The sequence below is a fragment of the Frigoribacterium sp. R86507 genome (assembly GCF_044597695.1).
GTDB lineage: Bacteria > Actinomycetota > Actinomycetes > Actinomycetales > Microbacteriaceae > Frigoribacterium.
In genome coordinates, this window is record NZ_CP139002.1 from 2,610,484 (window position 1) to 2,637,089 (window position 26,606).

At 68.9% G+C, this 26,606-nt stretch carries 24 protein-coding genes and 1 pseudogene; 14 read left to right on the forward strand and 11 right to left on the reverse strand.

Translation table 11 applies throughout. The annotated features are described in order from the left end of the window. Positions 1-56: 56 nt before the first annotated feature. The 4 genes and pseudogenes from SJY14_RS12280 to SJY14_RS12295 all read right to left on the reverse strand — a co-directional run bounded on the left by SJY14_RS12280 (position 57) and on the right by SJY14_RS12295 (position 3,940). Complete coding sequence (locus tag SJY14_RS12280) at positions 57-845, reverse strand: polyprenol monophosphomannose synthase (RefSeq protein WP_396599041.1); 789 nt, start codon at positions 843-845, stop codon at positions 57-59. 9 nt (positions 846-854) lie between these two features. After that, the gene (locus SJY14_RS12285) at positions 855-2,246 is read right to left on the reverse strand and encodes a hypothetical protein (protein WP_396599042.1); all 1,392 of its coding nucleotides are present in this window, start codon (positions 2,244-2,246) and stop codon (positions 855-857) included. A gap of 11 nt (positions 2,247-2,257) precedes the next feature. Beyond that, a pseudogene (locus SJY14_RS12290) lies at positions 2,258-2,953 on the reverse strand (ABC transporter ATP-binding protein); the annotation flags it as partial. A gap of 33 nt (positions 2,954-2,986) precedes the next feature. Next, a complete protein-coding gene (locus SJY14_RS12295; protein ID WP_071254349.1) occupies positions 2,987-3,940 on the reverse strand; it encodes an ABC transporter permease in 954 nt (317 codons plus the stop codon). 173 nt (positions 3,941-4,113) lie between these two features. Between SJY14_RS12295 and SJY14_RS12300 the strand changes: the two genes are divergently transcribed. From SJY14_RS12300 to SJY14_RS12320, 5 genes are all read left to right on the forward strand, one after another. Then, positions 4,114-4,977, forward strand: a complete 864-nt coding sequence (locus SJY14_RS12300) for a glycosyltransferase family 2 protein (protein WP_071254351.1) — start codon at positions 4,114-4,116, stop codon at positions 4,975-4,977. Continuing rightward, entirely contained in the window at positions 4,974-7,232 is a 2,259-nt protein-coding gene (locus tag SJY14_RS12305) for a hypothetical protein (RefSeq protein WP_071254353.1), read from the forward strand. Before SJY14_RS12300 ends, SJY14_RS12305 begins: the two co-directional genes overlap by 4 nt. A 64-nt stretch (positions 7,233-7,296) precedes the next feature. Continuing rightward, positions 7,297-8,340 (forward strand): glycosyltransferase, encoded by a 1,044-nt coding sequence (locus SJY14_RS12310; RefSeq protein WP_255364136.1) that lies wholly within the window; start codon positions 7,297-7,299, stop codon positions 8,338-8,340. 16 nt (positions 8,341-8,356) lie between these two features. After that, entirely contained in the window at positions 8,357-9,334 is a 978-nt protein-coding gene (locus SJY14_RS12315) for an NAD-dependent epimerase/dehydratase family protein (protein WP_071254355.1), read from the forward strand. Further along, complete coding sequence (locus SJY14_RS12320; RefSeq protein WP_071254357.1) at positions 9,331-10,491, forward strand: glycosyltransferase family 2 protein; 1,161 nt, start codon at positions 9,331-9,333, stop codon at positions 10,489-10,491. The genes SJY14_RS12315 and SJY14_RS12320 overlap by 4 nt, the downstream gene beginning before the upstream one ends. On the opposite strand, the gene SJY14_RS12325 is transcribed toward SJY14_RS12320, so the two are convergent. From SJY14_RS12325 to SJY14_RS12335, 3 genes are read right to left on the reverse strand one after another with little or no spacing between them, the layout of a single operon-like run. After that, positions 10,488-11,963 (reverse strand): glycosyltransferase family 1 protein, encoded by a 1,476-nt coding sequence (locus tag SJY14_RS12325; protein WP_071254359.1) that lies wholly within the window; start codon positions 11,961-11,963, stop codon positions 10,488-10,490. The genes SJY14_RS12320 and SJY14_RS12325 overlap by 4 nt on opposite strands. Then, positions 11,960-13,489 (reverse strand): glycosyltransferase, encoded by a 1,530-nt coding sequence (locus tag SJY14_RS12330; protein WP_071254361.1) that lies wholly within the window; start codon positions 13,487-13,489, stop codon positions 11,960-11,962. Before SJY14_RS12330 ends, SJY14_RS12325 begins: the two co-directional genes overlap by 4 nt. After that, positions 13,486-13,734 carry a hypothetical protein gene (locus SJY14_RS12335; protein ID WP_071254363.1) on the reverse strand — a complete coding sequence of 83 codons (249 nt, stop codon included), beginning with the start codon at positions 13,732-13,734 and terminating at the stop codon, positions 13,486-13,488. The genes SJY14_RS12330 and SJY14_RS12335 overlap by 4 nt, the downstream gene beginning before the upstream one ends. A 179-nt stretch (positions 13,735-13,913) precedes the next feature. On the opposite strand from SJY14_RS12335, the gene SJY14_RS12340 reads away from it, so the two are divergent. From SJY14_RS12340 to SJY14_RS12365, 6 genes are all read left to right on the forward strand, one after another. After that, on the forward strand, positions 13,914-14,489 hold the full coding sequence (locus SJY14_RS12340; protein WP_071254364.1) for a hypothetical protein: 576 nt from the start codon (positions 13,914-13,916) through the stop codon (positions 14,487-14,489). Further along, positions 14,486-16,621: a hypothetical protein gene (locus SJY14_RS12345; protein WP_071254365.1), complete on the forward strand. Its 2,136-nt coding sequence runs from the start codon at positions 14,486-14,488 to the stop codon at positions 16,619-16,621. The genes SJY14_RS12340 and SJY14_RS12345 overlap by 4 nt, the downstream gene beginning before the upstream one ends. A 70-nt stretch (positions 16,622-16,691) precedes the next feature. Next, on the forward strand, positions 16,692-17,681 hold the full coding sequence (locus SJY14_RS12350) for a GDP-mannose 4,6-dehydratase (protein WP_218141816.1): 990 nt from the start codon (positions 16,692-16,694) through the stop codon (positions 17,679-17,681). 3 nt (positions 17,682-17,684) lie between these two features. Beyond that, positions 17,685-18,632 carry a GDP-mannose 4,6-dehydratase gene (locus SJY14_RS12355; protein WP_071254367.1) on the forward strand — a complete coding sequence of 316 codons (948 nt, stop codon included), beginning with the start codon at positions 17,685-17,687 and terminating at the stop codon, positions 18,630-18,632. Positions 18,633-18,687: 55 nt separating this feature from the next. Beyond that, entirely contained in the window at positions 18,688-19,824 is a 1,137-nt protein-coding gene (locus SJY14_RS12360; RefSeq protein WP_071254368.1) for a glycosyltransferase family 1 protein, read from the forward strand. Further along, on the forward strand, positions 19,824-20,687 hold the full coding sequence (locus tag SJY14_RS12365; protein ID WP_071254369.1) for a glycosyltransferase family 2 protein: 864 nt from the start codon (positions 19,824-19,826) through the stop codon (positions 20,685-20,687). Before SJY14_RS12360 ends, SJY14_RS12365 begins: the two co-directional genes overlap by 1 nt. A gap of 28 nt (positions 20,688-20,715) precedes the next feature. Here SJY14_RS12365 and SJY14_RS12370 read toward each other — a convergent pair whose 3' ends face one another. The 4 genes from SJY14_RS12370 to SJY14_RS12385 form a co-directional block, all read right to left on the reverse strand. Next, positions 20,716-20,946: a hypothetical protein gene (locus SJY14_RS12370; RefSeq protein ID WP_071254371.1), complete on the reverse strand. Its 231-nt coding sequence runs from the start codon at positions 20,944-20,946 to the stop codon at positions 20,716-20,718. 41 nt (positions 20,947-20,987) lie between these two features. Then, positions 20,988-21,821, reverse strand: a complete 834-nt coding sequence (locus SJY14_RS12375) for a D-alanyl-D-alanine carboxypeptidase family protein (protein WP_071254373.1) — start codon at positions 21,819-21,821, stop codon at positions 20,988-20,990. Between the two features lie 132 nt (positions 21,822-21,953). Beyond that, on the reverse strand, positions 21,954-22,814 hold the full coding sequence (gene rfbA / locus SJY14_RS12380; RefSeq protein WP_071254375.1) for a glucose-1-phosphate thymidylyltransferase RfbA: 861 nt from the start codon (positions 22,812-22,814) through the stop codon (positions 21,954-21,956). A 6-nt stretch (positions 22,815-22,820) separates the two neighbouring features. Next, a complete protein-coding gene (locus SJY14_RS12385) occupies positions 22,821-23,429 on the reverse strand; it encodes a dTDP-4-dehydrorhamnose 3,5-epimerase family protein (protein WP_071254377.1) in 609 nt (202 codons plus the stop codon). 165 nt (positions 23,430-23,594) lie between these two features. Here SJY14_RS12385 and rfbB point away from each other — a divergent pair, with 165 nt between their 5' ends. From rfbB to SJY14_RS12400, 3 genes are read left to right on the forward strand one after another with little or no spacing between them, the layout of a single operon-like run. Further along, positions 23,595-24,578 (forward strand): dTDP-glucose 4,6-dehydratase, encoded by a 984-nt coding sequence (rfbB, locus tag SJY14_RS12390; protein WP_071254379.1) that lies wholly within the window; start codon positions 23,595-23,597, stop codon positions 24,576-24,578. Next, entirely contained in the window at positions 24,578-25,468 is an 891-nt protein-coding gene (gene rfbD, locus SJY14_RS12395) for a dTDP-4-dehydrorhamnose reductase (protein WP_071254381.1), read from the forward strand. Before rfbB ends, rfbD begins: the two co-directional genes overlap by 1 nt. Then, complete coding sequence (locus SJY14_RS12400) at positions 25,443-26,582, forward strand: glycosyltransferase family 1 protein (RefSeq protein ID WP_071254383.1); 1,140 nt, start codon at positions 25,443-25,445, stop codon at positions 26,580-26,582. The genes rfbD and SJY14_RS12400 overlap by 26 nt, the downstream gene beginning before the upstream one ends. Positions 26,583-26,606 lie beyond the last annotated feature (24 nt).

Genomic DNA, 26,606 nt, shown 5'->3' on the forward strand with positions numbered 1-26,606 from the left:
CCGGCCCGGTCACCCGTGGCCGATCCCGAGCCAGGCCCGGCACCCTCGGCTCGTCGTCAGTCCTCGACGACCCAGCGGGGTCCGGGTCGCTTGCCCAGCAGGGTCTGCAGACGTCGCTGGACGCCCCACTTCGTCACCCGGAGCATGGCCTCGACGACGATGGCCTGGCTCATCTTGGACTCGCCGAGCTCGCGTTCGCGGAACTCGATCGGCACCTCGACGACCCGACCGCCCCCGTCCAGGACGCGGAGGGTCATGTCGACCTGGAAGCAGTAGCCCTTCGAGTCGATGCCCGTGAGGTCCATCGCTTCGAGGGCCTCGCGGGTGTAAGCGCGGAACCCGGCCGTGACGTCCTTGAGTTGGAGGCCGAGGGCGAGACGGGCGTAGAGGTTTCCGCCGCGGCTGAGGACCTGGCGGGAGACCGGCCAGTTGACGACCGAGCCACCGGGGACCCACCGAGAGCCGATCGCGAGGCTCGGGGCGGACGCACCGGCCGCGCTGACGAGCGAGATCATCTCGGGCAGTTTCTCGGGCGGGTGCGAGCCGTCGGCGTCCATCTCAACGACGACGTCGTAATCACGCTCGAGGCCCCAGCCGAATCCCATGACGTAGGCGGAACCGAGCCCGAGCTTGCCGGTGCGGTGCGCCACGTGGATGCGGTCGTCCTCGGCGGCCATCGTCTCGGCGAGCTGACCGGTGCCGTCGGGGCTGCCGTCGTCGACCACGAGGACGTGGACCTCGGGCACCGCGTCGAAGAGTCGCCCCAGGATGATCGGGAGGTTCTCGACCTCGTCGTAGGTGGGGAGGACGACGAGGGAACGGGGCCGGTGGTCTGTTGGTCGCACCGCTGGAGTTTAGTGCACCGGGTCGGCGCCCGTGGTGAGGTCGGCGGACGCCCGCGGGGCCGCGTTGCGGCGGATCGACCAGACCAGACCGGCCACGGCCGTCACGAAGGCGGTCGCCGTCCCCGCGAGCATGGCCGCGCCGATGGCGATGCCGAGGTCGGACCATGGCAGCGCGAACACCGCGAGCAGGACGACCAGACCCACCGGCCAGGCCACGATGGATGTGCGGTCGCGGTGCAGGGCCAGGAGCCCTTGAACCGTGACCATCGTCGCGATCTGGAACACGCAGGAGGCGGCGAGCAGGACGAGCTGCAGGGTGGCCAGTTCGTAGCCCGGCCCGAAGAGCGAGAGCGCGGTCGCACCCGTGATGTTCACGAGGACCACCCACGCGACGCCGAGCAACACGACGACGGCGTTCCAGACGCCGACCGACCGGGCGAGCGAACGGAACCGACCGGCCTGGGCGTCCACGGAGAAACGCGTCAGCAGGAACGACTGCACGGCGTTGAAGAGGAAGAGCGGAATGCGCGCGATGGCCAGCCCGGCGACCAGGCTCGCGGTGAAGGCGGTCGCCTGGCCGCCTACCGACAACTGCGTGAGCAGCACACCAGCGTTGACGAAGAGCTGCAGGAGCAGCGACCCCGTCGTGAGGGCGGCGAACGACCGCAAGCCGACGCCCTCGTGAGGGGCGGTGGCAGCGGCGTCGGCGGCAGCCGCGTCGGCGACGCCTCCCGGCGTCAACGCGTTCTGCACCGGTGCTCGGGCGCCTGAGCGGCGGCCCGCACCCGTGACGAGGACGGCGACCGCGGACGCGGCCAGCGGCGCGACCACGAGCGGGACCGCCAGAAACATCGGATCACGCAGGCCGACACCGGCGAGGACGGCGACGGCCCCTATTTTGAGCAACCCCTCGAAGGCCATCTCGACGGCGTACGAGCCGAAACGTCCCTGACCGGCCAGCCAACCGCGGACGAAGAACAGCACGGTCGACGAGACGAGGCCAGCGGCCAGCAGGAGCGTGAAGGCCGAACGACCGGAGAAGAGCAGTCTCGACGCGGGTTCGAAGGCAACGGCGAGGACGACAAGTGAAGCCAGGAGCAGGCTGCAGGCGAGCAGGGCAACCCGGCGCAGCGACGGCCGCACGTCGAGCCCTCTCGCCCGACGACGGGCGAGAGCCCGCGACAGAACTTGTTCGACGGGCTGGAAGAGTCCGACGGCGAGCCCCGCCATCATCGTCCAGAGGACCGAGACAGGAGCACTCTCGACGCCTCCGACGACGTTGCCGACGAGGGCCAGGTAGACGTAGTTGCTCGCCCCGAGGACAATCGTGCCGGCCGCGAGGCCGACGACCGGGTTCCGCGGGACCGGAGCGCCCTCACCGGGGCTCGCGCTCGCGGTCACCCGAACTCGGCGCGCAGGGCGGCGACACCGTCGACGGCGCCCCCGTCGAAGATGACCTTGCCGTGCGCCAGGACGATGGCACGGTCGCAGAGCGACTCGACGGTGCCGAGGTCGTGGGTGACGATGACGATGGTGCGGCCCTGTCGCTGGAACTCCTCGATCTTGTCGAGGCACTTGCGCTGGAACGGTTCGTCACCGACGGCGAGGACCTCGTCGACCAGCAGGACGTCGGGATCGACGTGGATGGCGATCGCGAAGGCGAGTCGCACGTACATGCCCGACGAGTAGAACTTCACCTGGGTGTCGATGAACTCGCCGATCTCGCTGAACTCGACGATCGAGTCGAAGAAGCCTGCGATCTGCTGTTGGGACAGGCCGAGGATCGCCCCGTTCAGGAAGACGTTCTCGCGACCCGTGAGGTCGGGGTGGAAGCCCGCCCCGAGCTCGAGGAGCGCGGCGAGTTGCCCTCGACGCTTCACCTCGCCCGTCGACGGCTGCAAGATGCCGCCGATGACTTTCAGCAGCGTGCTCTTGCCCGAGCCGTTCGCGCCGATGAGGCCGACGGTGGTGCCCGCCTCGATGTCGAGCGTGATGCCACGGAGGGCCCAGAAGTCGTCCTTGTGCTTGTTCGAGCGCGCCAGGTTCACGATGCGCTCTTTCAGAGACTTCTCTTTGCGGATGACGAAGCGCTTGGAGACGTCGGCCATCGTGACGACGGGAACGGTAGCTGGGCTCACGGGTCAGATCTCCTGTGCGAAGTTGCCCTGCAGGCGGGCGAAGATGCGCTGGGCGACGACGAGCAGGGCGAGCCCCACGACGCCGATGACCAGCAGGCGGAAGTCGAGGTCGACGGGGTAGGGCTGCGGGCCGACGACCGTGCCGTCGGCGAGGGTCGTCGTCTCGGTGCCCGCCCGCCAGATGCCCTTCTGGAAGGCCAGGATGATGTCGGTCATCGGGTTGAGCTGGTACAGGTTGACGATCCATTCCTGCCCGCGTGCTGCGGCCCGGTCGACGACCATGCCGAACGAGTACACGATGGGCGACGCCCAGAAGAGGATCAGCAGCGCCACCTCGACCAGGTACTGGATGTCCCTGAGGTAGACGTTCAGCGCCGAGAGCAACAGCGCGAGGGCGAGGCCGTAGATGACGGTCAGCACGAGGGCGACGGGCAGGTAGAGGAGGTTCCACGAGACCGGGAACTGCCCGAGCAGGACGACCGCCGCCATCAGCACCAGGAACTGCACGCCGAAGTTGAACAACGCCGACCCCAGCGAAGCGAGGGGGAAGAGCTCGCGCGGGACGTAGACCTTCTTGATGAGCCCGGCGTTGGCCAGGATCGAGGTCGTTCCGCTGGCGATGATCTCGTTGTACAAGCCCCAGAGGGTGAGACCGGCGAAGACGTAGATGGCGAACTGAGGCACGGAGCGGGCCGCTCCGAGGACCTGCCCCACGGCGAAGTAGTAGATGGCCAGCATGGTCAGCGGGCGGATGAAGCTCCAGACGAAGCCCAGGGCGCTGTCTTTGTAGCGCGCCTTGAGCTCACGGCGGATGAGGAGGTCGAGGAGGCTCCGGTGCGCCCAGATGTCGCGGACCGCCGGCGAGATGCCGCTCACGAGGCCGCCGGCGGGGGCTCCTGCCTTCTCGAAGGGCAGCGTCGCGATGCGTTCGATGCGCGTCTGCGATTCAGTACTCACGACTCTCCAAGACTCTCGACGCCACGACGTCCACGACCCGCCGGACCGGCGGTGCCGAGGTCATGGCGACGAATCATTATCACAGGCCGTCACCGACAGCCCGGGGCAGCTTACCCGTCCCACCCCAGGGCATCGGTAGACTCTGCCTCTGGTCAAGCCAGAGAGTTGCGTGAATGTCACCCCGTCTATCCGTCGTCGTGCCCGCCTACAACAACGCCGAGTTCGTCGACGAGACGGTGCGGTCGATCCTCGACCAGTCGTTCGACGACTTCGAGTTGATCATCGCCGACCATGCGTCGACCGACGACACCTGGCAGGTGCTGCAGCGCTACGCGCACGACGAGCGCGTCACGTTGCTGCGCACCCCTGCGGGCGGCGGTGCGCTGGCGAACTGGAGCCGCGTCACCGAGGCCGCGACGGGCGAGTACCTGCGCCTCGTGCCGGGAGACGATGTTCTCTTCCCCCACACCCTCGCCCAGCATGTGGCGGCTCTCGACACCCACCCCTCCGCGACGATCGCCTCGTCCCCCCGCTCGCTGGTCGACGCGTCGACGAAGACGATCATCGGTCGCCGGGGCCCGCGCTGGCGATCCCGCCTGGTGCCCGGCACGGAGGCCGTCCGGGCGACGGTCCGGGCGGGCACGAACCTGTTCGGCGAGCCCTTCTGCGTCACGTTCCGCCGTGAGCCCTTCGTCGGCGCCGGCGGGTGGGATTCGTCGTTCCCTTACCTCATCGACCAGGCAAGCTATTGCCGCGCGCTGATGCTGGGCGATCTCGCCGCCGTCCCCGAGCTCGCCGGCGGGTTCCGGTTGAGCTCGACACAGTGGAGCGTCGCCCTGGCGACGGAGCAGTCGCGCCAGGCCCGCGGCTTGCATGCCGAACTGCGCCGCACGCACCCCGAGGTCATCAGCGAGGCCGACCGGCGTCTCGGCGACCTGCGTGCACGCCTCGTCGCCCAGACGCGCCGCCTCGCCTACGTCGTCCTGAGACGGCGCATGGCCTCGGGGGCAGGCCGACACGAGGAGGAGACCCGATGACGACTGCCCGACCCGACGACGAGAGCCGCCTGCGCCGCGTCGTCCACTCCGCCGGCCTCTCTTACCTCGTCACGGCACTCGTCACCCTCGCGGCGACGACCTGGGTGCTGAAGCTCTGGCGCGCGGACTGGAGCGTCCCGTTCTACTACGCGGGTGATGCCCTGGCCGTCTCGGCCCACTTCAAGACGCTGCTCGAGACGGGGTGGTACGAGTCGCAGCCCTTGCTCGGAGCCCCGATCGGCCAGACCTACCATGACTTCCCGACGGCGGACAACCTGAACTTCGCCGCTGGCCGGGTGCTGGGCGTGCTGTTCGGCGACTGGGCCGTCGCCATGAACGTCTACTACGTCGCCGGTTTCGTCCTCTGCGCGATGGGGGGGCTGTTCTTCCTTTCCCGAGTGGGCGTGTCGCGTCTCCTGGCCATGGCCCTCTCGGTGCTCTTCGCCCTGGCGCCCTACCACTTCGTCCGCAACGAGAACCACCTCTGGCTCGCGTCGTACTTCCTGCTGCCGATCGCCCTCTGGGTGGTCTGGCTGGTCGGAACGGGGCAGCCGCTCTGGCTGCGTCGAGCGGGTGTCTCGAACCGCGTGGTCGGCGCGTTCACCGGACGGGGTGCCGGCGTCTTCGTCGGCCTCGCCCTCGCCGCCGCGAGTTCGACGTACTACGCGTTCTTCTCGATCGTCCTGCTGGCCGTCGCCGGCGTGGCCGCGTTCTGGCGGCACCGCTCGTGGCGACGGTTCGTCGGGGCGATCGCCGCCGGTGCCGTTCTCGCCGCCAGCGCAGTGGCCAACATGCTGCCCGACACGATCTATGCCTGGCAGAACGGCGAGTCCAACGGCGGCCTGACCAGGTCTCCGGTCGAGACCGAGTTCTACGCCTTCAAATTGACCCAGTTGCTGCTGCCGATCCCGAACCACCGCATCGCCGCACTGGGCGACCTGCGCCACTTCTACGATGCCTATTACCCCTTCCCGTCCGAGACCCCCGTCCTCGGGGCCGTCGCCGCCGCCGGGTTCGTGGCCCTGCTCGTGCTGGCACTCGTGACGCTGTTCGGCCGCCGCCGGACCGCCGCGTCGACGACTCCGCTCGATTCCGAGCGCTTCCGCACGCTGCGTGTGCTCTCCGCCCTGGCCGTCCTCGCGTTCCTCTTCGGCACCCTCGGCGGCGTCTCGAGCCTCCTGTCGTTCCTGACGAGCGACCTCCGCGGGTGGAACCGCCTCTCGATCGTCATCGGCCTGCTGTCGTTGGCCGCCGTGGGGCTCATCGTCGACGTGGTCCTCACGCGACTGGCCCGCTGGCGTCCTCGCTGGCGGCGGGCGCCCATGGTGGTCAGCGGTCTGGTGGCGCTCGTGCTCCTCGGCGGGGGTGTCTACGACCAGACGAACTCGGGTGCCGTTCCCACCTACGCCGCGAACGACACGGCCTTCGCGTCCGACCAGGCCTTCTTCTCCGCCGTGCAGGACGAGGTCGGGCGGGGCTCGGACGTGCTGCAACTGCCCTACGTCGATTTCCCCGAGGCCAGCACCCCGAACGGTCTCAGCTACACCGAGTTCCTCAAGCCGTACCTGCACACGCAGGACGTCCACTGGTCCGCGGGCGGCATCAAGGGTCGCGCGACGAGCGAGTGGGTCCAGTCGTTGCAGGAGTACCCGGGTGCATCCATCGCCGACCAGCTCGCCGTCGTCGGCTTCGCGGCAGTCCTCGTCGACCGTCAGGGCTACGCCGACTCCGGCGACGAGGTCGAGGCGTCCCTCGAGCCGTCCTTCGGCGCCCCGACCCTCGAGTCCCCCGGCGGGCGTTGGGCGTTGTACTCGATCCCCGCTGATCTCGCCGAGGCGGCCGCCTCGCTTCCCGCCGGTGAACGCCGGCAGCTCACCGAAGAGATCACCGATCCCCCGGTGGCGCGGCCCGGCAGCACCGATGTCGCCAGCGGCGGCGACGACACCGTGAACAGCGTCGTCGTGCAGAACGACCGCGAGACCGCCGTGCCGGCGACGCTCGAGATCGACCTCACCACCTTGCCCAGCGTCACCAGCGTGGTCGTCACGACCTCAGGGACGACGCGCGTCGTCCCGGTCAACGAGAGCTCGGCCACCGTCACGCTCGACCTCGAGCTCGCGCCCGGGGTCACGACGGTGACGATCGAAGGATCAACCGACGGGGGCGAGACGACCCTCGGTCAGTCCGCGGCCGTCGGCTTCACCTCCATCGCCGTCTTGCAACCCTCGGTCGAGGCCCTCGACCTGACCCCGTGAGGCGCTGCGGGCCGACGATGCCACACCCGACCCGACGAGAGGCCCTGTGATAAAGTCACGACCCGTGCCGACCCTGCCCGACGACGAGACGCCGGTCCACCGATTGTCGGTGGTCGTTCCGGTCTATCAAGGCGAGAAGACGCTTCCGAGCCTGATCGACGAGATCGTCGCCTTGGCATCGGTCCGCGAGACACCCGACGGCCACCGCCGCGAAGTCACCGAGATCCTGCTGGTGCACGACAACGGGCCCGACGGCTCCGACCGCGTCATCCGCGAGCTCGAGCAGGCCCACCACCTCGTCCGAGGCGTGTGGCTCAGCCGCAACTTCGGCCAGCACGCGGCCACCCTCGCCGGCATGGCCTCGACCGGTGGCGACTGGATCGCCACCATCGACGAGGACGGCCAGCACGACCCGGCCTATCTCGACTCGATGCTCGACACGGCCATGCGCGAGCAGGCTGCGCTGGTCTACGCGCGTCCGACGAACGCCGCCCCCCACGGCCACCTCCGGAACGCAGCGTCCAAGGGGGCCAAGGCCGTGCTGCGCGCCGTCTTCGGTGACGGCGATGCGTCGCTGTTCCAGTCCTACCGGCTGATCCTCGGCGACGTGGGCCGGAGCGTCTCCGCGTACGCCGGGTCGGGCGTCTACCTCGACGTCGCGATCAGCTGGGTCACTCGCCGGGTCACCACCAGCCCGGTCCTGCTGCGCGACGAGGGAGACCGCACGAGCGGCTACTCCCTGCGCAAGCTGCTGTCGCACTTCTGGCGCATGGTCTTGACCTCGGGCACCCGCGGTCTGCGCATCGTCAGCGTCCTCGGGGTCGTCCTGGCCGTGTTGGGCCTGCTCTTCGCGCTCTACGTCATCATCTCGACCCTGGTCGGTCGACAGCTCGAGGCCGGCTGGTCGTCCACCATCGTGGTCGTGCTGCTGTCGTCGGGGGCCATCCTCTTCTCGCTCGGCATCGTCGCCGAGTACATCGGTGTCGCGGTCAACATGGCCATGGGCCGCCCCTCTTACCTGATCGTGAGCGATCCCGGTCGGGGGCCGCTGGCACGACGCGCCGTGGCAGGGCGACGAGACGTCCCCCGCAGCAGTCAGCCGAGATGATGGTCGGGACCGCACCGTGAGCGTCGACTCGGTCCGCGCCTCCCGGCGGTACTTCGTCGTCGGCGCCGGTGGCCTGCTCGGAGGTGCGGTCGCCGCCCAACTCGACCGTCGAGCCGACGCGGTGGTCACCCGGGCGTCGGTGCCGTGGCAGGACGAGGCCGCGTCGGTCGCCGCCCTGTCCGAGCAGTTCGCCGAGATCGTCGCGACCGGATCACCGTGGTCGCTCGTCTGGTGCGCGGGCGCCGGCGTGGTCGCCAGCAGCCCGGACGCCCTCGACCGCGAGCGTCGCGTCGTCGAAGCGTCGCTCGCTGCCTTCGGCCGCCTGCTCGCCACGACGGACGCGACCACGGACGGAGGCGCCGCCCACGGCAGCACGTTCGTCGCGTCGTCCGCCGGCGGCGTGTACGCAGGGTCGTCGGGCTCGCCCTTCGACGAGTACACCGAGCCCAGCCCCCTCGCTCCCTACGGTTGGAACAAGCTCGGCGTCGAAGAGCTCTTCACCCGCTGGGCTGCCGACTCGGGCGTGCCGGTCGTCGTCGGGCGGTTCGCCAACCTCTACGGCCCGGGTCAGGACCTCACCAAGGCCCAGGGGCTCGTCTCGCAGCTCTGTCTGGCTCACCTCCAAGGACGGCCGTCGTCGATCTACGTGCCGATGGACACGATCCGCGACTACGTGTTCATCGACGACGCGGCCGCGATGACGGTCGACGCGCTCGAGCGCGCCTCCCGGCTCGACTCGGGAACGGTCGTCACCAAGATCATCGCGTCGGGTCTGGGCGTGACCATCGGTGCCTTGATCAACGAGCTGCAGAACGTCGTGAAGCGGCGTCCCCGCATCGTGTGGGGTAGTCACGCCTCGGCGTCCCGACAGGCCCTCGACCTGCGGTTCCGGTCGCTTGTGTGGCCGGAGCTCGACCGGCGGTCGCTCACACCGATCGCCGCGGGCATCCACCGCACCCTGATGTCACTCAACGAAGGAGGCGTCCGACGATGACGTCGACCGACACGTACCCGGCCCGACGGGTCACCGTTCCGTCTCACCCGTCCCCCGAGGTCTCGATGGTCGTGCTCGCCTGGCGCCTCGGCGACGAACTGCTCGACTGCCTGGACGCCCTGGCCGCCCAGCGCGGAGCCCCGCCCTTCGAGGTGGTCGTGGTGGCCAACGGCGTCGTCCCGGCGGCTGACGAGGCCCTCAGCCGGGTCGACGGTGTGGTGCTGGTCGAGCTCGACGAGAACGCCGGCTTCGGCGGCGGCTGCGCCGCAGGAGCCGCGGCAGCTCGGGGCTCCGCACTCGTCTTCGTGAACGACGATGCCGCCGCCGAACCGGACTGGCTCGCACGACTGGCCGCAAGGGCCTCGGCAAACGACCGCCCTGCAGCCGTCGGCAGTCTGCTGCTCGACGTGGACGGGACCGTCCAAGAGGCCGGCAGTCGCGTGCTCTCCACTGCCGGAACCGTGCAGTTCGGGCGCGGCCTGACCGTCGACGACGCCCGGGCGGCCGGCCTGCTGGTTTCACGCGAGGTGGACTACTGCTCGGCTGCTGCCCTCTGGGTCGACCGAGCCGCTTTCGACATGGTGGGAGGGTTCGACGAGCGGTTCGCACCCGCCTACTTCGAAGACGTCGACCTGCAGTTTCGGCTCCGGGCCGCCGGGCGGCCCGTGGTCATCGCACCGGACGCCGTGGTCCGACACTCGTCGGGTGCCTCAACCGACGCCATGCCTTTCTACCGGGAGTTTCTGGGGCTGCGAAACGGAGCAGCGTTCCGGGCGAAGTGGGCCGACACCCTGGCCTCGGCACCCGAGGCCGACGCTCCGCTCGACGATCTCTGCGAGGTCACGTCGCCGAGCGAACAGGTGGGGGCGAGCGGGGACACCCCGTCGGCGTCGACACCGGGCATCCCGCACGACGCCGTGGCCGCTCCGTACCTTCGCTGGCTGACCGAGCAGCTCGCGCAGGCCCGCGAAATGGCCGCGGTCGTCGAGGCGCAACGCATCGAGGCGGCCGACCTGAACGAACGGTTCGCCGAGTTGCAGGCACGACACCACGAGTTGACGCAGAGCAACCACGCACTGTTCCTCCACGTGCAGCACCTCGAGGCCATGACGACCCTCGATCGGGTCAGGGCCCGGCTGCCACACCGTCGGGACTAGACCGTCGAGCCCTCGACCAGCGTCCACATCTCGGCCGCGTAGTCGTCCCACGTCGGCCGGGGCAGCGTGGTGGACGCCTCCACCAGTTCGGCACGGAGGCCGTCGTCGGTCAGCAGTCGCTCCATGGCCGCAGCCATGTCGAGCGGCGAGTGCGGGTCGACGACGACGGCCCCGTGGCCCTCGCCGAGCTCTCGCATGCTGCCGAAGTCGCTCGTGATGACCGGAACCCCGCTGACCAACGACTCGACGACCGGCAGGCCGAAGCCCTCGTTGACGCTGCAGAAGACGCTGAACAGGGCCATGCGGTAGAGACTCCAGACGACGCTGTCGTCGACGCCGGACAGCATCTGGACCGACCGACCCTTGCGACGCAGACGACGGACCAACGCCTGGAACTCACCGTCCCCCCACGCGTTGCCGCCCACGAGCACGAGGGTGAACTCGTGCCCGCGTCGCCAGTTCAGCTCAGCCGCGGTCAAAAGCGCCAGGTGGTTCTTGCGGGGTTCGTGGCTGCCGACCGAGAGGACGATCGTGCTGTCAGCCAGGCCGAGCTCACGCCGCACGCTCTCGACGGTGTCGTCGTCGACGCTGCCGACCTGCGCCGGCAGCGCAACGGTCGTGATGGCGGGAGGCGTCAGCCCGGCACCGGGCAGCATCGAAGCCCAGCCGGAGTACTCGGTCCGGGCCGCGCTGGAGATCGGGGCGATCGCGTCGAACGTCGACAGGGTCGCCAAGTATTCGGAGAACGCGCCGGGCATCCCCGGGCCGCTCGTCTCGGCCGTCGTGACGGGGATGCAGTCGTAGCCGATGGCGACCGACCGGGCCGCGCCGAATGCGACGACCGACCTCAGGCTCGCGGTGCGGTCGGCGTTGACCGTGATCTCCGGGAGCACGAAGGTCGCGTCGAACGGGATGACCACCGAGCCGGCGGGAACCGCCGTGACGGCGCCGGCGCCGGCGAGCAGCACGCGTCCGGTCTCTTCGGACGTGAGTCCGGCCATGTGCCGCCCCGTGACGTCCCACGCCGCCAGGACTACGCGGTGCTCGCGCGTCCAGCGGGTGACCGTCTCGCGGGCGACCCGCTGGATGCCGGTAGTGAAGGTGCTGCGGCTCGTGTCGGTGACGTCCATGACGACGCCGTCGACTATGACGAACGGGGTCGGCCGGCGGGGCGGGCGCAGACGACGGTACTCGACGGTCAACGGCTCGGACAGACCCTCGACACGCCAGCGTCGGGTGAACTCCACGACGCGGGCGCTCGACGGGATGCGACGTTCGAGCAAGGCCAGCAGCAGATACGAGAGCCGGTCGCTGGCCTCGCCGAGGTCGCGCGAGAGCGCGTCGACGAGTTCGCCACCTGAGAGGCGGTCCCAGTCGACGGGAGCCGAGGAGGCGCGACGTCCGGCCGCGCGGAGGGCAAGATCGTGACCCGGTCGTGCACGCATCTTGGGTGCGAGTGATGCGAGGTTCATGCGGTGACCGCCGTCCAGATCTCGTCGGCGTAGCTGCGCCAGGTCTTCGGTCGTTGCTCGGCGATCTCGGCCAGGAGCCTCTCATGCTCGGCGTCGTCGGTCAGCAGGGTGCGCATGGCGTCGACGACGGCCGTGTCGTCACGGGGATCGACCTGCAGGCAGCCGCCGACCCGGGCGATCTCGTCGAGACTGCCGAAGTCGCTCGTCACCACCGGAACGCCGAGGGCCAACGACTCGGCCACCGGCAGGCCGAATCCCTCGTGGAGCGAGACGAAGACGGTGAAGCGTGCGACGCCGTAGAGGCCCCACAACTCAGCGTCGCCGAGTCGTCTGTGTGACTCGACCTTCATCCCGGAGGCGGACAGCTGGGCGACGCGCTTGTCGAAGTGCATGGTCGCCAGACGACTGCCCCCACCGACGAACACGATTCGGAACCGATGCCCCTCACGGTGCAGCAACTCGGCCGCGAAGAGCGTGGCGTCCTGGTTCTTGCGAGGCTCGTGACTGCCGACGCAGAGCACGACCGGCTCGGCCGACGGGTCCACGGTCGCCCTTGACGCGGCGGCCCGTGCAACGGGCGAGACCTCGGTGGCCAGGGTGACGTCGACGACCTCGGGGCCCGAGAGGCCCTGACTGGGGAGCGTCGCCACGAACCCGCGGAACTCGTCCGCTGCCGAGACGCTGATGCCGTACACGCGGCGAGCGTGCTTGACGATCGTGAGGTAGTGCGCGAAGCGTTCTGACTCGGCGTTCGGCACGGAATCGGCGCTGACGAGGGGGATGGCGTCGTAGCCGATCAGGTCGACGGCCGTCCCCGACCAGCGGGCGATGGAGGTCAGCGAGTCGCACACGTGGAACGCCGGCACCTCGGCGATGAGCAGGGTCGCTCGCCAAGGCACGAGGACGTGCTCGCGACGGAGGTCGGCGTCGGTGAGTACGGGGTCGTCCTTCTTCGACAGCCGTCGGTCGTTCCAGTGGAGCACGCGGTCGGCCTGCTGAGGCGTCAGCTCACGGTAGCCGGTGCTGTCCTGGTTCCAGGCGACCAGGCGGTGACGACCGTCGCGGTCGTCGCTCCATTCGGGCAGCATGTGCCGGACGACGCGCTGGATGCCCGTGTTGTGCTCGTACTTGGCGCAGAAGTCGACGTCGACCACCACGGTGTCGGAGACCAGCTCGATCGTTCGCAGGCCGGAGTGGGTGCGGGACTGGACGTCCATCGTGCGTTCGAGGACCGCCAGCATCGCCGTGGCGGACGTGGCGAGCAACAGTGCCCGCCGGAGGGCCGCCAGGTCTGCGGTCGACGGGAACGTGGCCGTGACACCGACGAAGAGCAACCACGCCGACGCGGGGTCGGCGCTCGCGTGCACCGACCGGGCCAGGCGGTCCAGCTGCTCGGCCGGGGTGAGACCCGAGACGTCGACGCCGAGGGCGGGAGCGACCACCTCGAGGCGGGCGCCCAGCGCAGCACGCAGTGCTCCGATCTCGTCCGAGACGTTCTCGGCCGTGACCGGCGCGACGCGCGTCACCGGCGCCCCAGGCGTCGAGCGACCTCGACGGCGGCGAGTCGACCGGCGGGGACGACACCCACCTCTTCGGCCTTGCGGGAGAAGGTCTTGGCGGCGCGCAATGGCCGGGTGACGCGCCATGACACCGTCTGTTGGATGTCACGCAGGGCGTCCGTCACGTTCGACGTGACCATCAGCCAGTCGTCCAGCACGGCCTCGCGCAGCTCTTCGAGGTCTCTCGCGGCGCTCGTCTGGTCTTCGTTCATCGCTCGTTCTCCGTCTCGGGCGCTCCGCCAGGTCTGCCGGAACCCACGAGAGCGCGGGCTGGACCCCCGAACAGGAGCATCGACGACAGGCCGACCGACCCGATCGGCGGGAGCGCCCGGTTAGCATATCGTCTAACCCACCAGGGTCGGAGCAGGGTCCGGTCCGAAGAGAGCGAGCCATGAACAAAGCCACCGTCGTCACGCTGAGCATGGTCGCAGGCGTCGTCGTGGTCGCCGGTGTCGTCACGGCGGTCGTCATCTCGAACGGGGCACCGGGTCCCGAGGACGCGCAGACGGCGTCCTCCTCGTCGACGAGACCCTCGGCCTCGCCCACCCCCTCGGCCCCGGTGACGCCCAGCCCCTCGGTGACCTCCGGTTCGACCCCCCGGCCGACCGCGACTCCCGTCGGGCCAGGGCAGACGACGACGAAGGTACCGGAACCGATCCCCGACGCCGCGACCGTCACGCCACTGGTGACCTTCGACCAGTGGTCGGCCGACACCCGCACCCTGACGATCGGGGCCACGGTACCCGGCACGCTCGAGGACGACGGCACCTGCACGGTCACCGCCACGAACGGTGGCCTCGCGGTCGCGGGGACGTTCACCGCCCAAGCCACGGCCTCCAGCACCGACTGCGGGTCCATGCCCCTGCAGAGCGACACCTTCACGACCGGCACCTGGTCGGTGAGCGTCGCGTACGCCTCGTCGACCTCGGTCGGCTCCGTCACCGATTACGAGGTCACCATCCCATGAGACGCCCCTCACGCCTGATCGCGCTCGTCGCGTCGGTCGCCGTCGCGGCAGGCCTGATGACCGCCGCGGCAGTCACCGGCCCCGCCGCCCCCGCCTCGGCGGCCGCCGACGCACGGCAGTTCGACGCCGGCAACATCATCTCGAACGACACCTTCTACAACTCTGCCGCGATGACGCCCGAGAGCATCCAATCGTTCTTGAACTCGAAGGTCGTGACCTGCAGGGCGGCCGCGGGCCAGTCGTGCCTCAAGGACTACACGCAGACGACCTCGGGTCGGGCCGCCACCCCGTACTGCTCGGCGATCGACGGTCGCAACAACGAGAGCGCGGCGTCGATCATCTACCGGGTCGGCCAGGTCTGCGGCATCAACCCACAGGTGCTGCTCGTGATGCTGCAGAAAGAGCAGGGCCTGGTCCAGTCGGTGAGCCCGACGGCCACCGCCTACAAGATCGCTATGGGCTACGGCTGCCCCGACACCGCCCCCTGCGATACCGCGTACTACGGCTTCTTCAACCAGGTCTACAACGCGGCCAGCCAGTTCCAGCGCTACACGAAGACCAGTTCGTCGTGGAGCTACCAGCCAGGTCGCAACAACAACGTCTATTACCACCCCAACGCCGGATGCGGGACGAAGACGGTCTACATCGTCAACCAGGCGACGGCCAACCTGTACCTCTACACCCCCTACACGCCTAACCAGGCCGCCCTCAACGCCGGCTACGGCACGGGCGATTCGTGCAGCGCCTACGGCAACCGCAACTTCTACCTCTACTTCACCGACTGGTTCGGCAATCCGTCCAACTGGCTGCAGTCGGCGTCGTTCGAGGGCGGGTCCGTGTCGGGCTGGGGCTGGAGCAACGGCGCGATCAACCGGGCGGCCGTCAATTCGCCGGCGCTCAGCCAGAACGGCGACTACTTCCTCGCCATGAACACGTCCGTCGTCGGCCGGGCCATCACGCAGGACGTCACCCGCACGACCAACGTTGGCGAACAGGCGACTGCTACGGCGTGGGTCCGGTCAGGCTCCGCCGCGTCTTACTCGGGCGAGATGGTGCTCTGGGGCCTGGGCGGCAGTCAAGAGGTCGCGATCTCGAAGTTCACCGTCGGCACCTCGTGGACGAAGATCCAGGTCAAGCTGCCGGTCCGCGCGTCGGCGCACTCGACCATCCGTCTCGACGTCTACATGGGTTCGAACACGGGCGACCTGTGGCTCGACAACACCGAGCTGACCTTCGGTGCCGCTCCGAAACCGCAGAACGAGCTCAGCAACGCCTCGTTCGAGGGGTCATTCGCCCAGTGGATCCCCGGCAACGGCTTCGTCAACCAGCAGATCTACCGCGATGAGAACGAGGCCGTCGACGGGTCGTGGTTCGCAGCGTCGAACACCCCCGCCCGGGGGCGCAGCTTCGCACAGACGGTCCCCGTATCGACCACCTCGACGAACCAGCGGTACACGTTCTCGATCTGGCTGCGATCGGACAGCGCCACAACTCCCTTCAAAGGAACGCTCGCCCTCTGGGGCCTCGGCGGCTCGGCGAACGTGGTCGAACAGACTCCGTTCACCGTGGATTCGACCTGGCAGAAGATCACCGTTTCGACCGACATGAACTCGACGGCGTCGAAACAGCTCAAGGCCGAGGTGTACATGGAGACCACGAACGCCACCCTGTGGCTCGACGGCGGTGGCCTGAGCGACAACCTGCTCTCGTCGGGATCGTTCGAGGGCGCCTCGTCGACCGGGTGGGTGCGGGGCGACTCCCGCATGAACCTCGCCGTCTATTCGAAGGCCCAGCTGCCTCCGAAGGACGGCACCTACCTCGCGGCCACGAACACGCCGGTGGCCTCGTCGCTCTACCAAACGGTGAGCGCCCGGCCCCTGGCCGGCGAGACGTACACCGCCGAGCTATGGGTAAGGTCCGGCGGCCCGACGCCTTTCAAGGGCCGGCTCGCCCTGTGGGCTTTGGGTGGCGCGACCGAGGCGGGCAGCTCCTCCTTCACGACCACCGACGCGTGGACGAAGGTCACCTTCGAGGTGCCGATCACCCACGACGACCACACGCAGTTCAAATTCGAGATCTACCAGGACTCGACCGACTCCACCCTGCTCATCGACTCGGCCCAGGTCTACTGATCGCGTCGAGCCGAGCGAACGGCCCGGCTATGATGTCGTGTCGGCCTGAAACCAACGTAAGGAATCTGAATTGACCAAGCGCGCCCTCATCACCGGTATCACGGGCCAGGATGGCATGTACCTGAGCCGCCTGCTCCTCTCGAAGGGGTACGAGGTCTACGGCCTCGTCCGCGGCCAGAACAACCCGAAGATCCCCGTGATCAACGAGTGGGCCCCCGAGGTCAAGATCCTGACGGGTGACCTCCTCGACCAGTCGAGCCTGCTGCGGGCGTTGAACAGCGCGCGTCCCGACGAGGTCTACAACCTCGGTGCGATCTCGTTCGTCGCCTACTCATGGGAGAACGCCCAGCTCACCAGCCAGGTCACCGGCCTGGGTGTGCTGAACATCCTCGAGGCCATCCGCCTGTACGCCGGCGACGACATCGGCAAGGTCCGCTTCTACCAGGCCTCGTCTTCCGAGATGTTCGGCCGCGTCCAAGAGGTCCCCCAGCGCGAGACCACCCTGCTGTGGCCGCGCTCGCCCTACGGCGTCGCCAAGGTCTTCGGGCACTACATGACCATCAACTACCGCGAGTCGTACGGCATGCACGCCTCGTCGGGCGTGCTCTTCAACCACGAGTCACCTCTGCGCGGGCCCGAGTTCGTCACCCGCAAGATCAGCATGGCAGTCGCGCGCATCTCGCTCGGCCTGCAGGACCAGCTCAGCCTCGGCAACCTCGACGCCAAGCGCGACTGGGGCTTCGCGGGTGACTACGTCGAGGCCATGTGGCGCATGCTCCAGCAGGACGAGGCCGACGACTACGTCATCTCGACCGGCGAGACCTACTCGGTGCGTCAGTTCCTCGACATCGCCTTCAACCACGTGGGCATCGCCGACTGGGAGAAGCACGTGTTCCAGGACCCCCAGTTCTTCCGTCCCGCCGAGGTCGACCTGCTCATCGGCGACTCGGCCAAGGCTCGTGAGACGCTCGGCTGGACGCCCGCCACGAAGTTCGAGGACCTCGTGACGATGATGGTCGACGCCGACCTCGAACGCGAGAAGGCGACGCAGGGCAAGTAAGGCATGTTGCGCGCCCTCGTCACCGGAGTCGCCGGTCAGACCGGCAGTTACCTCGCCGAGAACCTCGTGGCCCGCGGCCTCGAGGTCCACGGCGTCGTCCGGGACGGGGGCGACGACGGGCCGCCGGCCGACCTGCCCCCTGAGGTCATCCTGCACCGGGGTGACTTGACCGACCTGCCGGGCATGCGGTCGACCGTGCTCGACGTCCGACCCGACGTCGTGGTCAACCTGGCCGCGCTCAGCAGCGTCGCGGCGTCCTGGCGACTACCCGTCGACACCGCGGTGCTGAACGGAGCGGCCGTGGCGGGACTGCTCGCCGCGGTCGCCGAATTGCGAGACGGCGGTCACGACGCGGCGTTCGTCCAGGCATCGAGCGCCGAGATCTTCGGGCAGGCCGCCGTCTCGCCGCAGAACGAAACGACCCCGGTCGCCCCGGTCAACCCCTACGGCGCGTCGAAGGCCTATGCGCACCTGCTGGTGGGCGCCTACCGCGCGGCCGGAATGCGTGCCTCGAGCGTCGTGCTCTACAATCACGAGTCGCCCCGGCGGCCCGAGCAGTTCGTGACCCGCAAGATCACCGCCGCGGCGGCGCGCATCGCCCGCGGCGAGCAGAGCGAACTGGTCCTCGGCGACCTCACCGTCCGTCGGGACTGGGGGTGGGCACCCGACTACGCCGAGGCACTCGCGCTCGTGGCTACCTCCGATACGGCGGAAGACTATGTGGTCGCCACCGGCGAGTCGCACAGCATCCAGGACTTCGTCGACGCAGCGTTCGCCCGTGTCGGCATCACCCACACGACCGGTCTGGTCCGCAGCGACGCCGAGTTCGTCCGGCCGACCGACGCCGCCGAACTCCGCGGCGACTCGACGAAGATCCGCGCGGCCCTCGGCTGGTCACCGACCCGCTCGTTCACCGACGTGGTCGACGCGATGGTCGACGCCGACCTCTGACGCGGACCCGCCACCGTCCGCGCACCACCACACCGACCGACCGAGGAGTACCGCCGTGAGCGTCACCGTCCTCCTCGACGCCACGTCGATACCCGCCGACTCGGGCGGCGTGGGTCGCTATCTACGAGAACTCGTGCCGGCCCTGGCGCGTCGTGACGACGTCGTCCTGCATGTCGCCTGCCAGGCGCGTGATCTCGATTGGTTGCGCGACGGCGCACCCGATGCCCTTCTGCACCAGGTGTCACCCCGCACCACGTCGGTCGGTGTGCGTCTTCTCTGGGAGCAGCTCGTCCTGCCCAGGCTCGCCCGGCGCCTGCGCGTCGACGTGATCCACTCGCCGCATTACACGATGCCGTTGCTCAGCCGTCGACGTCGGGTCGTCACGCTGCACGACGCGACGTTTTTCTCGCACCCCGACCTCCATGGCCGACTGAAGGGTCCCTTCTTCCGCACCTGGATTCGCCTCGCGGCCCGGCGGGCTGACAGGTGCATCACGCCGAGCCAGGCCACGGCCGACGAGGTCACTCGCTGGGTGCCGGGTCGGCTCCGGCCGATCGTCGTGTCGTTCCACGGGGTGGACACCGTGCGCTACTCCCCCGACAGTCGTAGCGACGAGGCGGCGATGCGCGAGCGCCTGGCGATCGGCGACGGCGGCTACTGCGCATTCGTGGGCACCATCGAGCCCCGCAAGAACGTCGGCCCGTTGCTCGACGCGATCGTTCGACTGGACGAGCGGCGCTCCGACCTGGCACCGCGCCTCCTCCTCGCAGGCGGCCGCGGCTGGGACGACGTCACGATCGCCCGTCTCGAGGCAGCGGGACCCACGTCCCCCTACCAGTGGCTCGGCTACGTCGACGAAGGCCTCCTGCCCGCGTTCGTGTCGTCGTCGACGCTCGTGGCATACCCGAGTGTCGGCGAGGGCTTCGGCCTGCCCATCCTCGAGGCCCTGGCCAGCGGCGTCCCGGTGGTCACGACCGACCGACTCGCGGCCCCCGAGGTCGGTGGCGACGTGGCCGTTTACTGCGAGCCCGACGCCGACTCGCTCGAGACGACGCTCGAGGCGCTGCTCGACGACGAGGGCCGCCGCGACGCCCTCGGCCGCCGCGGCCGCGAGCGGGCACTCGGTTTCACCTGGGATCGCACGGCCGCTGAACACGCGGTCGTGTACCGCCACGCGGCCGGAGGCGTCTGATGAGCGAAATCCTCTGCATCACCGTCACCTTCTCTCCCGGCGACACGCTCGCGACGTTCGTCGGCTCGCTCGCGCCGAACGGCTTTCCGCCCGGCCGAGTGCTGGTCGTCGACAACGGGTCGACCGACGGGGCCCCGGAGGCGGTGGCCGCGTCCCACGACGAGGTCACGCTGGTGAGGTCCCCCGGCAACGTCGGCTACGGTCGCGCCGCGAACCTCGGCGCCACGCTGGCCGAGGACGACGAGCAGTGGTACCTGATCTGCAACCCCGACGTGGTGGCCACGCCCGGCACGGTCGAGGCCCTGTTGTCCGCGGGCCGCGCTGACCCGCGCGCCGGCGCCCTGGGTCCCAGGGTGCTCGACCCCGACGGCACGGTCTACCCGTCAGCTCGGGCGCTGCCGTCCATCCGGACCGGGATCGGCCACGCCTTGCTCTCAGGGGCATGGCCGTCGAACCCGTGGACACGTCGCTACCAGCAGCGCGACGTGTCGAAGTCAGAGAGCACGTCCGCCGTGGGCTGGCTGTCGGGCGCGTTCCTGCTACTGCGCCGCGAGGCCTTCGACCAGGTCGGCGGCTTCGACCCCGACTTCTTCATGTACTTCGAAGACGTCGATCTGGGGCGCCGGCTCGCCGAGGCCGGTTGGTCGAACCTCTTCGTCCCCGGCGCCGAGGTCATGCACATCGGGGGCGAGAGCACCGCGAGGTCGGCCGACGTGATGATCACGGCACACCACAGGTCGGCGCACCGCTACATCGCCAAGACCCACCCGGGGCCGCTCTGGCGTCCCGTCGTCGCCGCCGTCGGCATCGGGCTGCGGCTGCGTGCGAGGGTCGCCATCGCGGCGGGTCGTCGCCCGGCCTGAGCGCGGCCGGGGTTGCGACACCGCAGCGTCAGCGACCGGACCAGTCAGCGCCCGTCTTGAGGGCACTCCGCGGGATCGACAGCGAGTCGAGGGCGGCGTAGAAGCCGGTGGCGTTCAGGTTCTTGTACTGCACGCCCACGGCCTGCATGGCGTAGACCATGTCCATGGTGGTCATGTGACGCAGGGAGCGGACGCCGACCATGCAGACGTAGCCGCTTCCGACCTCGGGCAGGTTGTCGGTGCAACGGATGATGAGCATGTCGGTGTCCTTCTGTCGTGGGGATCGGGTCCGGCGCGCGGTCAGCGTCGCCAGTAGTCCGCGTTCTGGGTCAATGCCGATCGCGCGATGCCCAGAGAATTGATGACGTCGTAGAACTGGGCTCGGTTCACCTCGTAGAACGGAGTGCCGGCAACGCGCATCGAGTTGATCATGTCGATGGTCGAGAGATGGCGGAGGCTTCGGACGCCCGCGAGGACGGTGTAGCCGAGCGCCTGTTCGGTGAGACTCTCATTGGCTCGGATGATGATGACCTCGGAGTCCCTGTCGACCTCGAGCGGGATGTCGCCGACGTACGCCGGGGTGTAGTCGAAGTGCCAGGGCTCAGGCCGGCTGAACGAGTTGCCCGTGGGCATCCAACCGTACGAGGGCGCGTTCGCGTCCATCCAGCGCTTGGCCGCCGAACCGGCCGTCGCGACCCCGGCACCGAAGTCGCAGGCGATGCCCCAGCCGTGATTCGAGGTCCCCGGGTAGGCCGCGAGGTTGCCGGTGCCGTTCTGGTAGGCGTTCCAGTAGTCGACCTGTCGCGAGTACGTGCGGTACCCCTCGGTGATGGCGAGGGGGTGGCCGACGGCGTTCGAGAAGGCGAGGCTGAGGGCGAGGTACTGGCGTGCCGCATCGGTCCGCAGATAGCCCGAGCCGGCGACGCTCGCCGAGACGGGTGTCAATGCACTGGCGGGGATGTTGCCGTTTGCGTAACCGCCCCAGGCGCTCAGCTCGGCGACGGCCAGGGCCTCGGCGATGCTGTCGGTCGCCGCCGAGGTTTCGCCCAGGCTGACGGCGGCGTGTGCGGCGGCGGGCCGCAACACGGCGGCCGCACCTGTGGCGACGACAGAGGCGGCGGCGAGCGAGAGCAAGTGGCGACGATGGATTCCGCGCGTGATCTTGTCCCCCGACTCTGCCTGATCAACAGAGGAGTGCATACTCCGAAGATTGCACGGATGTCACGATCAGGCCACCCCCCGAGCGGGAGTCGGCAGAAAGGGGGACTAGCCCAGCAGGCCCATCAGGTAGGCGCCGTAGCCGCTCTTGACGAGGGGCTTGGCCAGCCGGCGGAGTTGCTCATCATCGATCCAGCCACGCCGCCAGGCGAGTTCTTCGATGCAGCCGATCTTGTACCCCTGTCGGTGCTCGATGACGCGGACATACTCGGATGCCTGCATCATCGACTCATGGGTGCCGGTGTCGAGCCAGGCGGTGCCCCGGTCGAGAACCTGCACCTGCAGCTTGCCCGCCTCGAGGTAGCGCTCGTTGATGGTCGTGATCTCGAGTTCTCCCCTCGAGCTCGGCTCGATTCCCTTGGCGATCTCTACCACGGAGTTGTCGTAAAAGTAGAGGCCAGGGACGGCGTAATTGCTCTTGGGATTCTCGGGCTTCTCCTCGATGGAGCGGGCCGTGAAGGTCTCGTCGAAGTCGACGACACCGTAGGCCCGGGGGTTCGACACGTGGTAAGCGAAGATGACGCCGCCGTCGGGGTCGGTATTGGCGCGGAGGTTCGAGCCCAGCCCGACGCCGTGGAAGATGTTGTCGCCGAGGACGAGGGCCACCTTCTCGTCGCCGATGAACTCTTCGCCGATGATGAATGCCTGGGCCAGGCCGTCGGGTGAGGGTTGGATGGCATAGGTCAGTTCGATGCCGAGGTCGGACCCGTCGCCGAGGAGGCGCTGGAACTGGGGCGCGTCATCGGCGGTCGTGATGATCAGGATCTCGCGGATGCCAGCCGACAACAGCGTCGAAAGGGGGTAGTAGACCATGGGCTTGTCGTAGATCGGCATCAACTGCTTCGAGATGCCCTTGGTGATCGGGTAGAGACGTGTGCCGGACCCGCCGGCGAGGATGATTCCGCGCATGTCTGCCTAGTTCTCGGTTCGGTGCTGTTCGTAGAAGGCCTGGCACTCGTCCCAGGTCGGGAGGAGCCCGAGGCTTTCGGCCTCACTCAGGGTAGGGGCCGATGTGTCCTTCGGCGAGAGGAGGATGTCGCCTATGTCGTCGGGGAAGACGAGCCCGATGTCGGCGTCGAGGACACTGAGGCCCTTCTCGCGCTCGGGGTTGAAGGTCTCGGTGACGAGATAGTTCACGGTCGCGCCCTCGGTCAGGGCGACGATGGCGTGCCCCAGCCCCTCGGAGAGGTAGACCGCGCGACGGTCGACATCGTCGATGATGACGGAGTCCCACTGACCGAAGGTCGGCGAGCCGACCCGGATGTCGATGACGAAGTCGATGAAGGCCCCTCGGGGGGCCGAGACGTACTTGGCCTGGCTCGGCGGAACGAGCGCATAGTGAATGCCCCGTGCGACGCCGCGCGCGGACACCGACGTGTTGGTCTGTTTGAGGTCGAGGGGGTGGCCGACGACATCTTGCAACACGTCGTATCGGTACTGCTCGAAGAAGACGCCGCGGTCGTCCCCGTGTTGCTTCGGGGTGAACTCCCAGGCGCCAGGGATTGCCAGTTCTCTGGTCTGCACTCCGAGAGTCTAGCAACGGCCGTGTGGGGGCGGATCTCGGTCCCCCACCAGGCCGGACCCCGCGCTTCCGGCGAAGAAAACTGCGTACGCGCGCATGCGGCCGCGCAGAGCGCACCCGCTAGCATCGACTGATCCGTCCGAGAACGACCACCCCAAGGAACAAGCGTGAAAATCCTCGTCACCGGCGGAGCCGGCTTCATCGGCTCCAACTTCGTCCGCCGCACGCTCGAAGACGCCTACCCGGGCCTCGAAGGGGCCGAGGTCGTCGTCCTCGACGCGCTCACCTACTCGGGTAACGAGGCCAACCTGGTGAGCGTCGCCGACTCCCCCCGCTACACGTTCGTCAAGGGCGACATCCGTGACGGCGCCCTGCTCGACACGCTCTTCCCCGAGGTCGACGCCGTCGTCCACTTCGCCGCGGAGTCGCACGTCGACCGCTCGGTCCGCGACGCCTCGATCTTCGTCGAGACCAATGTGCTCGGCACCCAGCAGCTGCTCGACGCCGCCCTGCGCAACGACCTGAAGCGCTTCGTCCACGTGTCGACCGACGAGGTCTACGGCTCCATCGCCGAGGGCTCGTGGGCCGAGGACCGCCCGCTCGAGCCGAACTCGCCCTACTCCGCCTCGAAGGCCGGCAGCGACCTGCTCGCCCGCAGCTACCACCGCACGCACGGGCTGAACGTCTCGATCACGCGCTGCAGCAACAACTACGGCCCGTACCACTTCCCCGAGAAGGTCATCCCGCTCTTCGTCACGAACCTGATCGACGACGTGCACGTCCCGCTCTACGGCGAGGGCAACAACATCCGTGACTGGCTGCACGTCGACGACCACACCCGCGGCATCGCGATGGTGCTCGTCAGCGGCCGTGCGGGCGAGATCTACAACATCGGCGGCGGCACCGAGCTCACCAACAGAGAGCTCACCGGGATGCTGCTCGAGGCCACCGGCAAGGACTGGTCGTACGTCGACCGCGTCCAAGACCGTCTGGGCCACGACCTGCGGTACTCCGTCGACATCTCCAAGATCCGCGACGAGCTCGGCTACGAGCCCCAGGTCCCCTTCGAGAAGGGCCTCGCCGACGTCGTCCAGTGGTACCGGGACAACCGCGAGTGGTGGCAGCCGCTCAAAGAGCGCGCCGCCCTCTGATGGCCACCGCCCAGAACTCCAAGTACCTCGTCACCGGGGCCCGAGGCATGCTCGGCACCGATCTCCTCGAAGCGCTCTTCGGACGTGACGTCACGGTGCTCGGCCGTGCCGACCTCGACGTGACCGACCGGGACGCCGTCTTCGCTGCCGTCCAGGGGCACGACGTCGTCATCAACGCCGCTGCGTACACCGCCGTCGACGCGGCCGAGACCGACGAAGAGGCCGCGCTCGCCGTGAACGGCACCGCAGCCGGCCTCCTGGCCGAGGCCACCGCCTCCGTCGGGGCGAAGCTCGTCCAGGTCTCGACCGACTACGTCTTCGACGGCGACGCCACCGAGCCCTACGCCGAGGACGCCACCATCGCGCCGGTGAGTGCGTACGGCCGCACCAAAGCCGAGGGAGAAAAGCTCGCCCTCGCGGCCAACCCCGACGGCACCTACGTCGTGCGCACGGCGTGGTTGTACGGCGCCCACGGGGGCAACTTCGCGAAGACCATGGTCAAGCTGGCGGCGTCACACGACACGGTCTCGGTCGTGGACGACCAACTGGGGCAGCCGACCTGGACGGCCGACCTCGCGACGCAGATCGTCGCGTTGCTCGACTCCGACGCCCCTGCCGGCGTGTACCACGGCACCAACTCGGGCAGCGCGAGCTGGTTCGAGTTCGCCCAGGCGGTCTTCGACGAGGCCGGCCTCGATCCTGCCCGGGTGCTGCCGACGGACAGCTCGGCCTTCGTCCGACCCGCACCGCGACCGAGCTTCAGCGTCCTCGGCCACGATGCATGGACACGGGCCGGGCTGACGCCGATGCGTCCGTGGAGAGAAGCGCTGGCCGAGGCCGCGAACAGGGGAGTGTTGCAGACCGATGACCACGCTGCGAGTAGTCGTTGACCAGATCCTGGCTCCCATCCCCGGGGGCATCGGTCGGTACACCGAAGAGCTGACCCGGGCCCTCATCGAGACCGCTCCCCGCGGTTGCGAGGTCGCAGGCGTGGTGGCGGCCCATCCGCAGACCGACTACGACCGGTTGAGCGACCTGCTGCCCGGGCTGTCCCATGTCGCCAAGTCACCGCTCGGTCGCCGAGAATTGGCACTGGCGTGGCAGGGCGGCGTCGTCGGCCTCCCCGGGCGCGGCATGGTCCATGCGACCAGCCTGTTCGCCCCCCTCTACCGGCACGACCGTGCGCTCGACCCGGGAACACAGACGGTCGTCACCGTCCACGACACCGTCCCGTGGACTCACCCCGAGACCCTCACCCCACGCGGCGTCCGCTGGCACAAGGCCATGACCAAGCGCGCATTCAAGCACGCCGACGGCGTCGTCGTGCCGACCCACAGCGTGGCCCGCGAACTCGCCGAACTCTTCCCCTTCGGAGACCGCCTGCGTGTCATCGGTGGGGCGGTGAGCCCCAAGCTCGCCGTTCCTGCGGACGCCGACGAGGTCGCCGATTCTCTCGACCTGCCCGAGCGCTACGCACTGAGCGTCGGCACGCTCGAACCGCGCAAGGGCATCGAGCCGCTTATCCAGGCTCTTGCACACCCCGACGCGCCCGACCTGCCGTTGCTGATCGTCGGACCCGAGGGCTGGGGTGACGTCAAGGTGGCCGACCTGGTGGCCGCCGCCGGCCTGCCCGCCGACAAGGTCCGCACCATGGGCTTCGTGTCAGACGAACAGCTGGCCGTGCTGCTGCAGCGGGCCTCGGTCTTCGTGTTCCCCAGTCTCGCCGAGGGTTTCGGGCTGCCGGTCGTGGAGGCCTTCAGCCTGGGCACGCCCACCATCGTCTCGGACGCGCCCGCCCTGCTCGAGGTCGCGGCCGACGCAGCCGTCAGCGTGGCCCGTGAAGACGCTGCGGGTTACCCTGAGCGGCTCGCGCAGGCCATGTTCCAGGTCGTCTCCGACGTCGAACTGTCGACTCGTCTCGGCATCGCCGGGATCGACCGTGCACGAGCCTTCAGTTGGCGGGACTCGGCCGACAAGGTGTGGCAGCTCCACGCCGACCTCTGAACCACAGCGCGGCCCGAGGGGCGA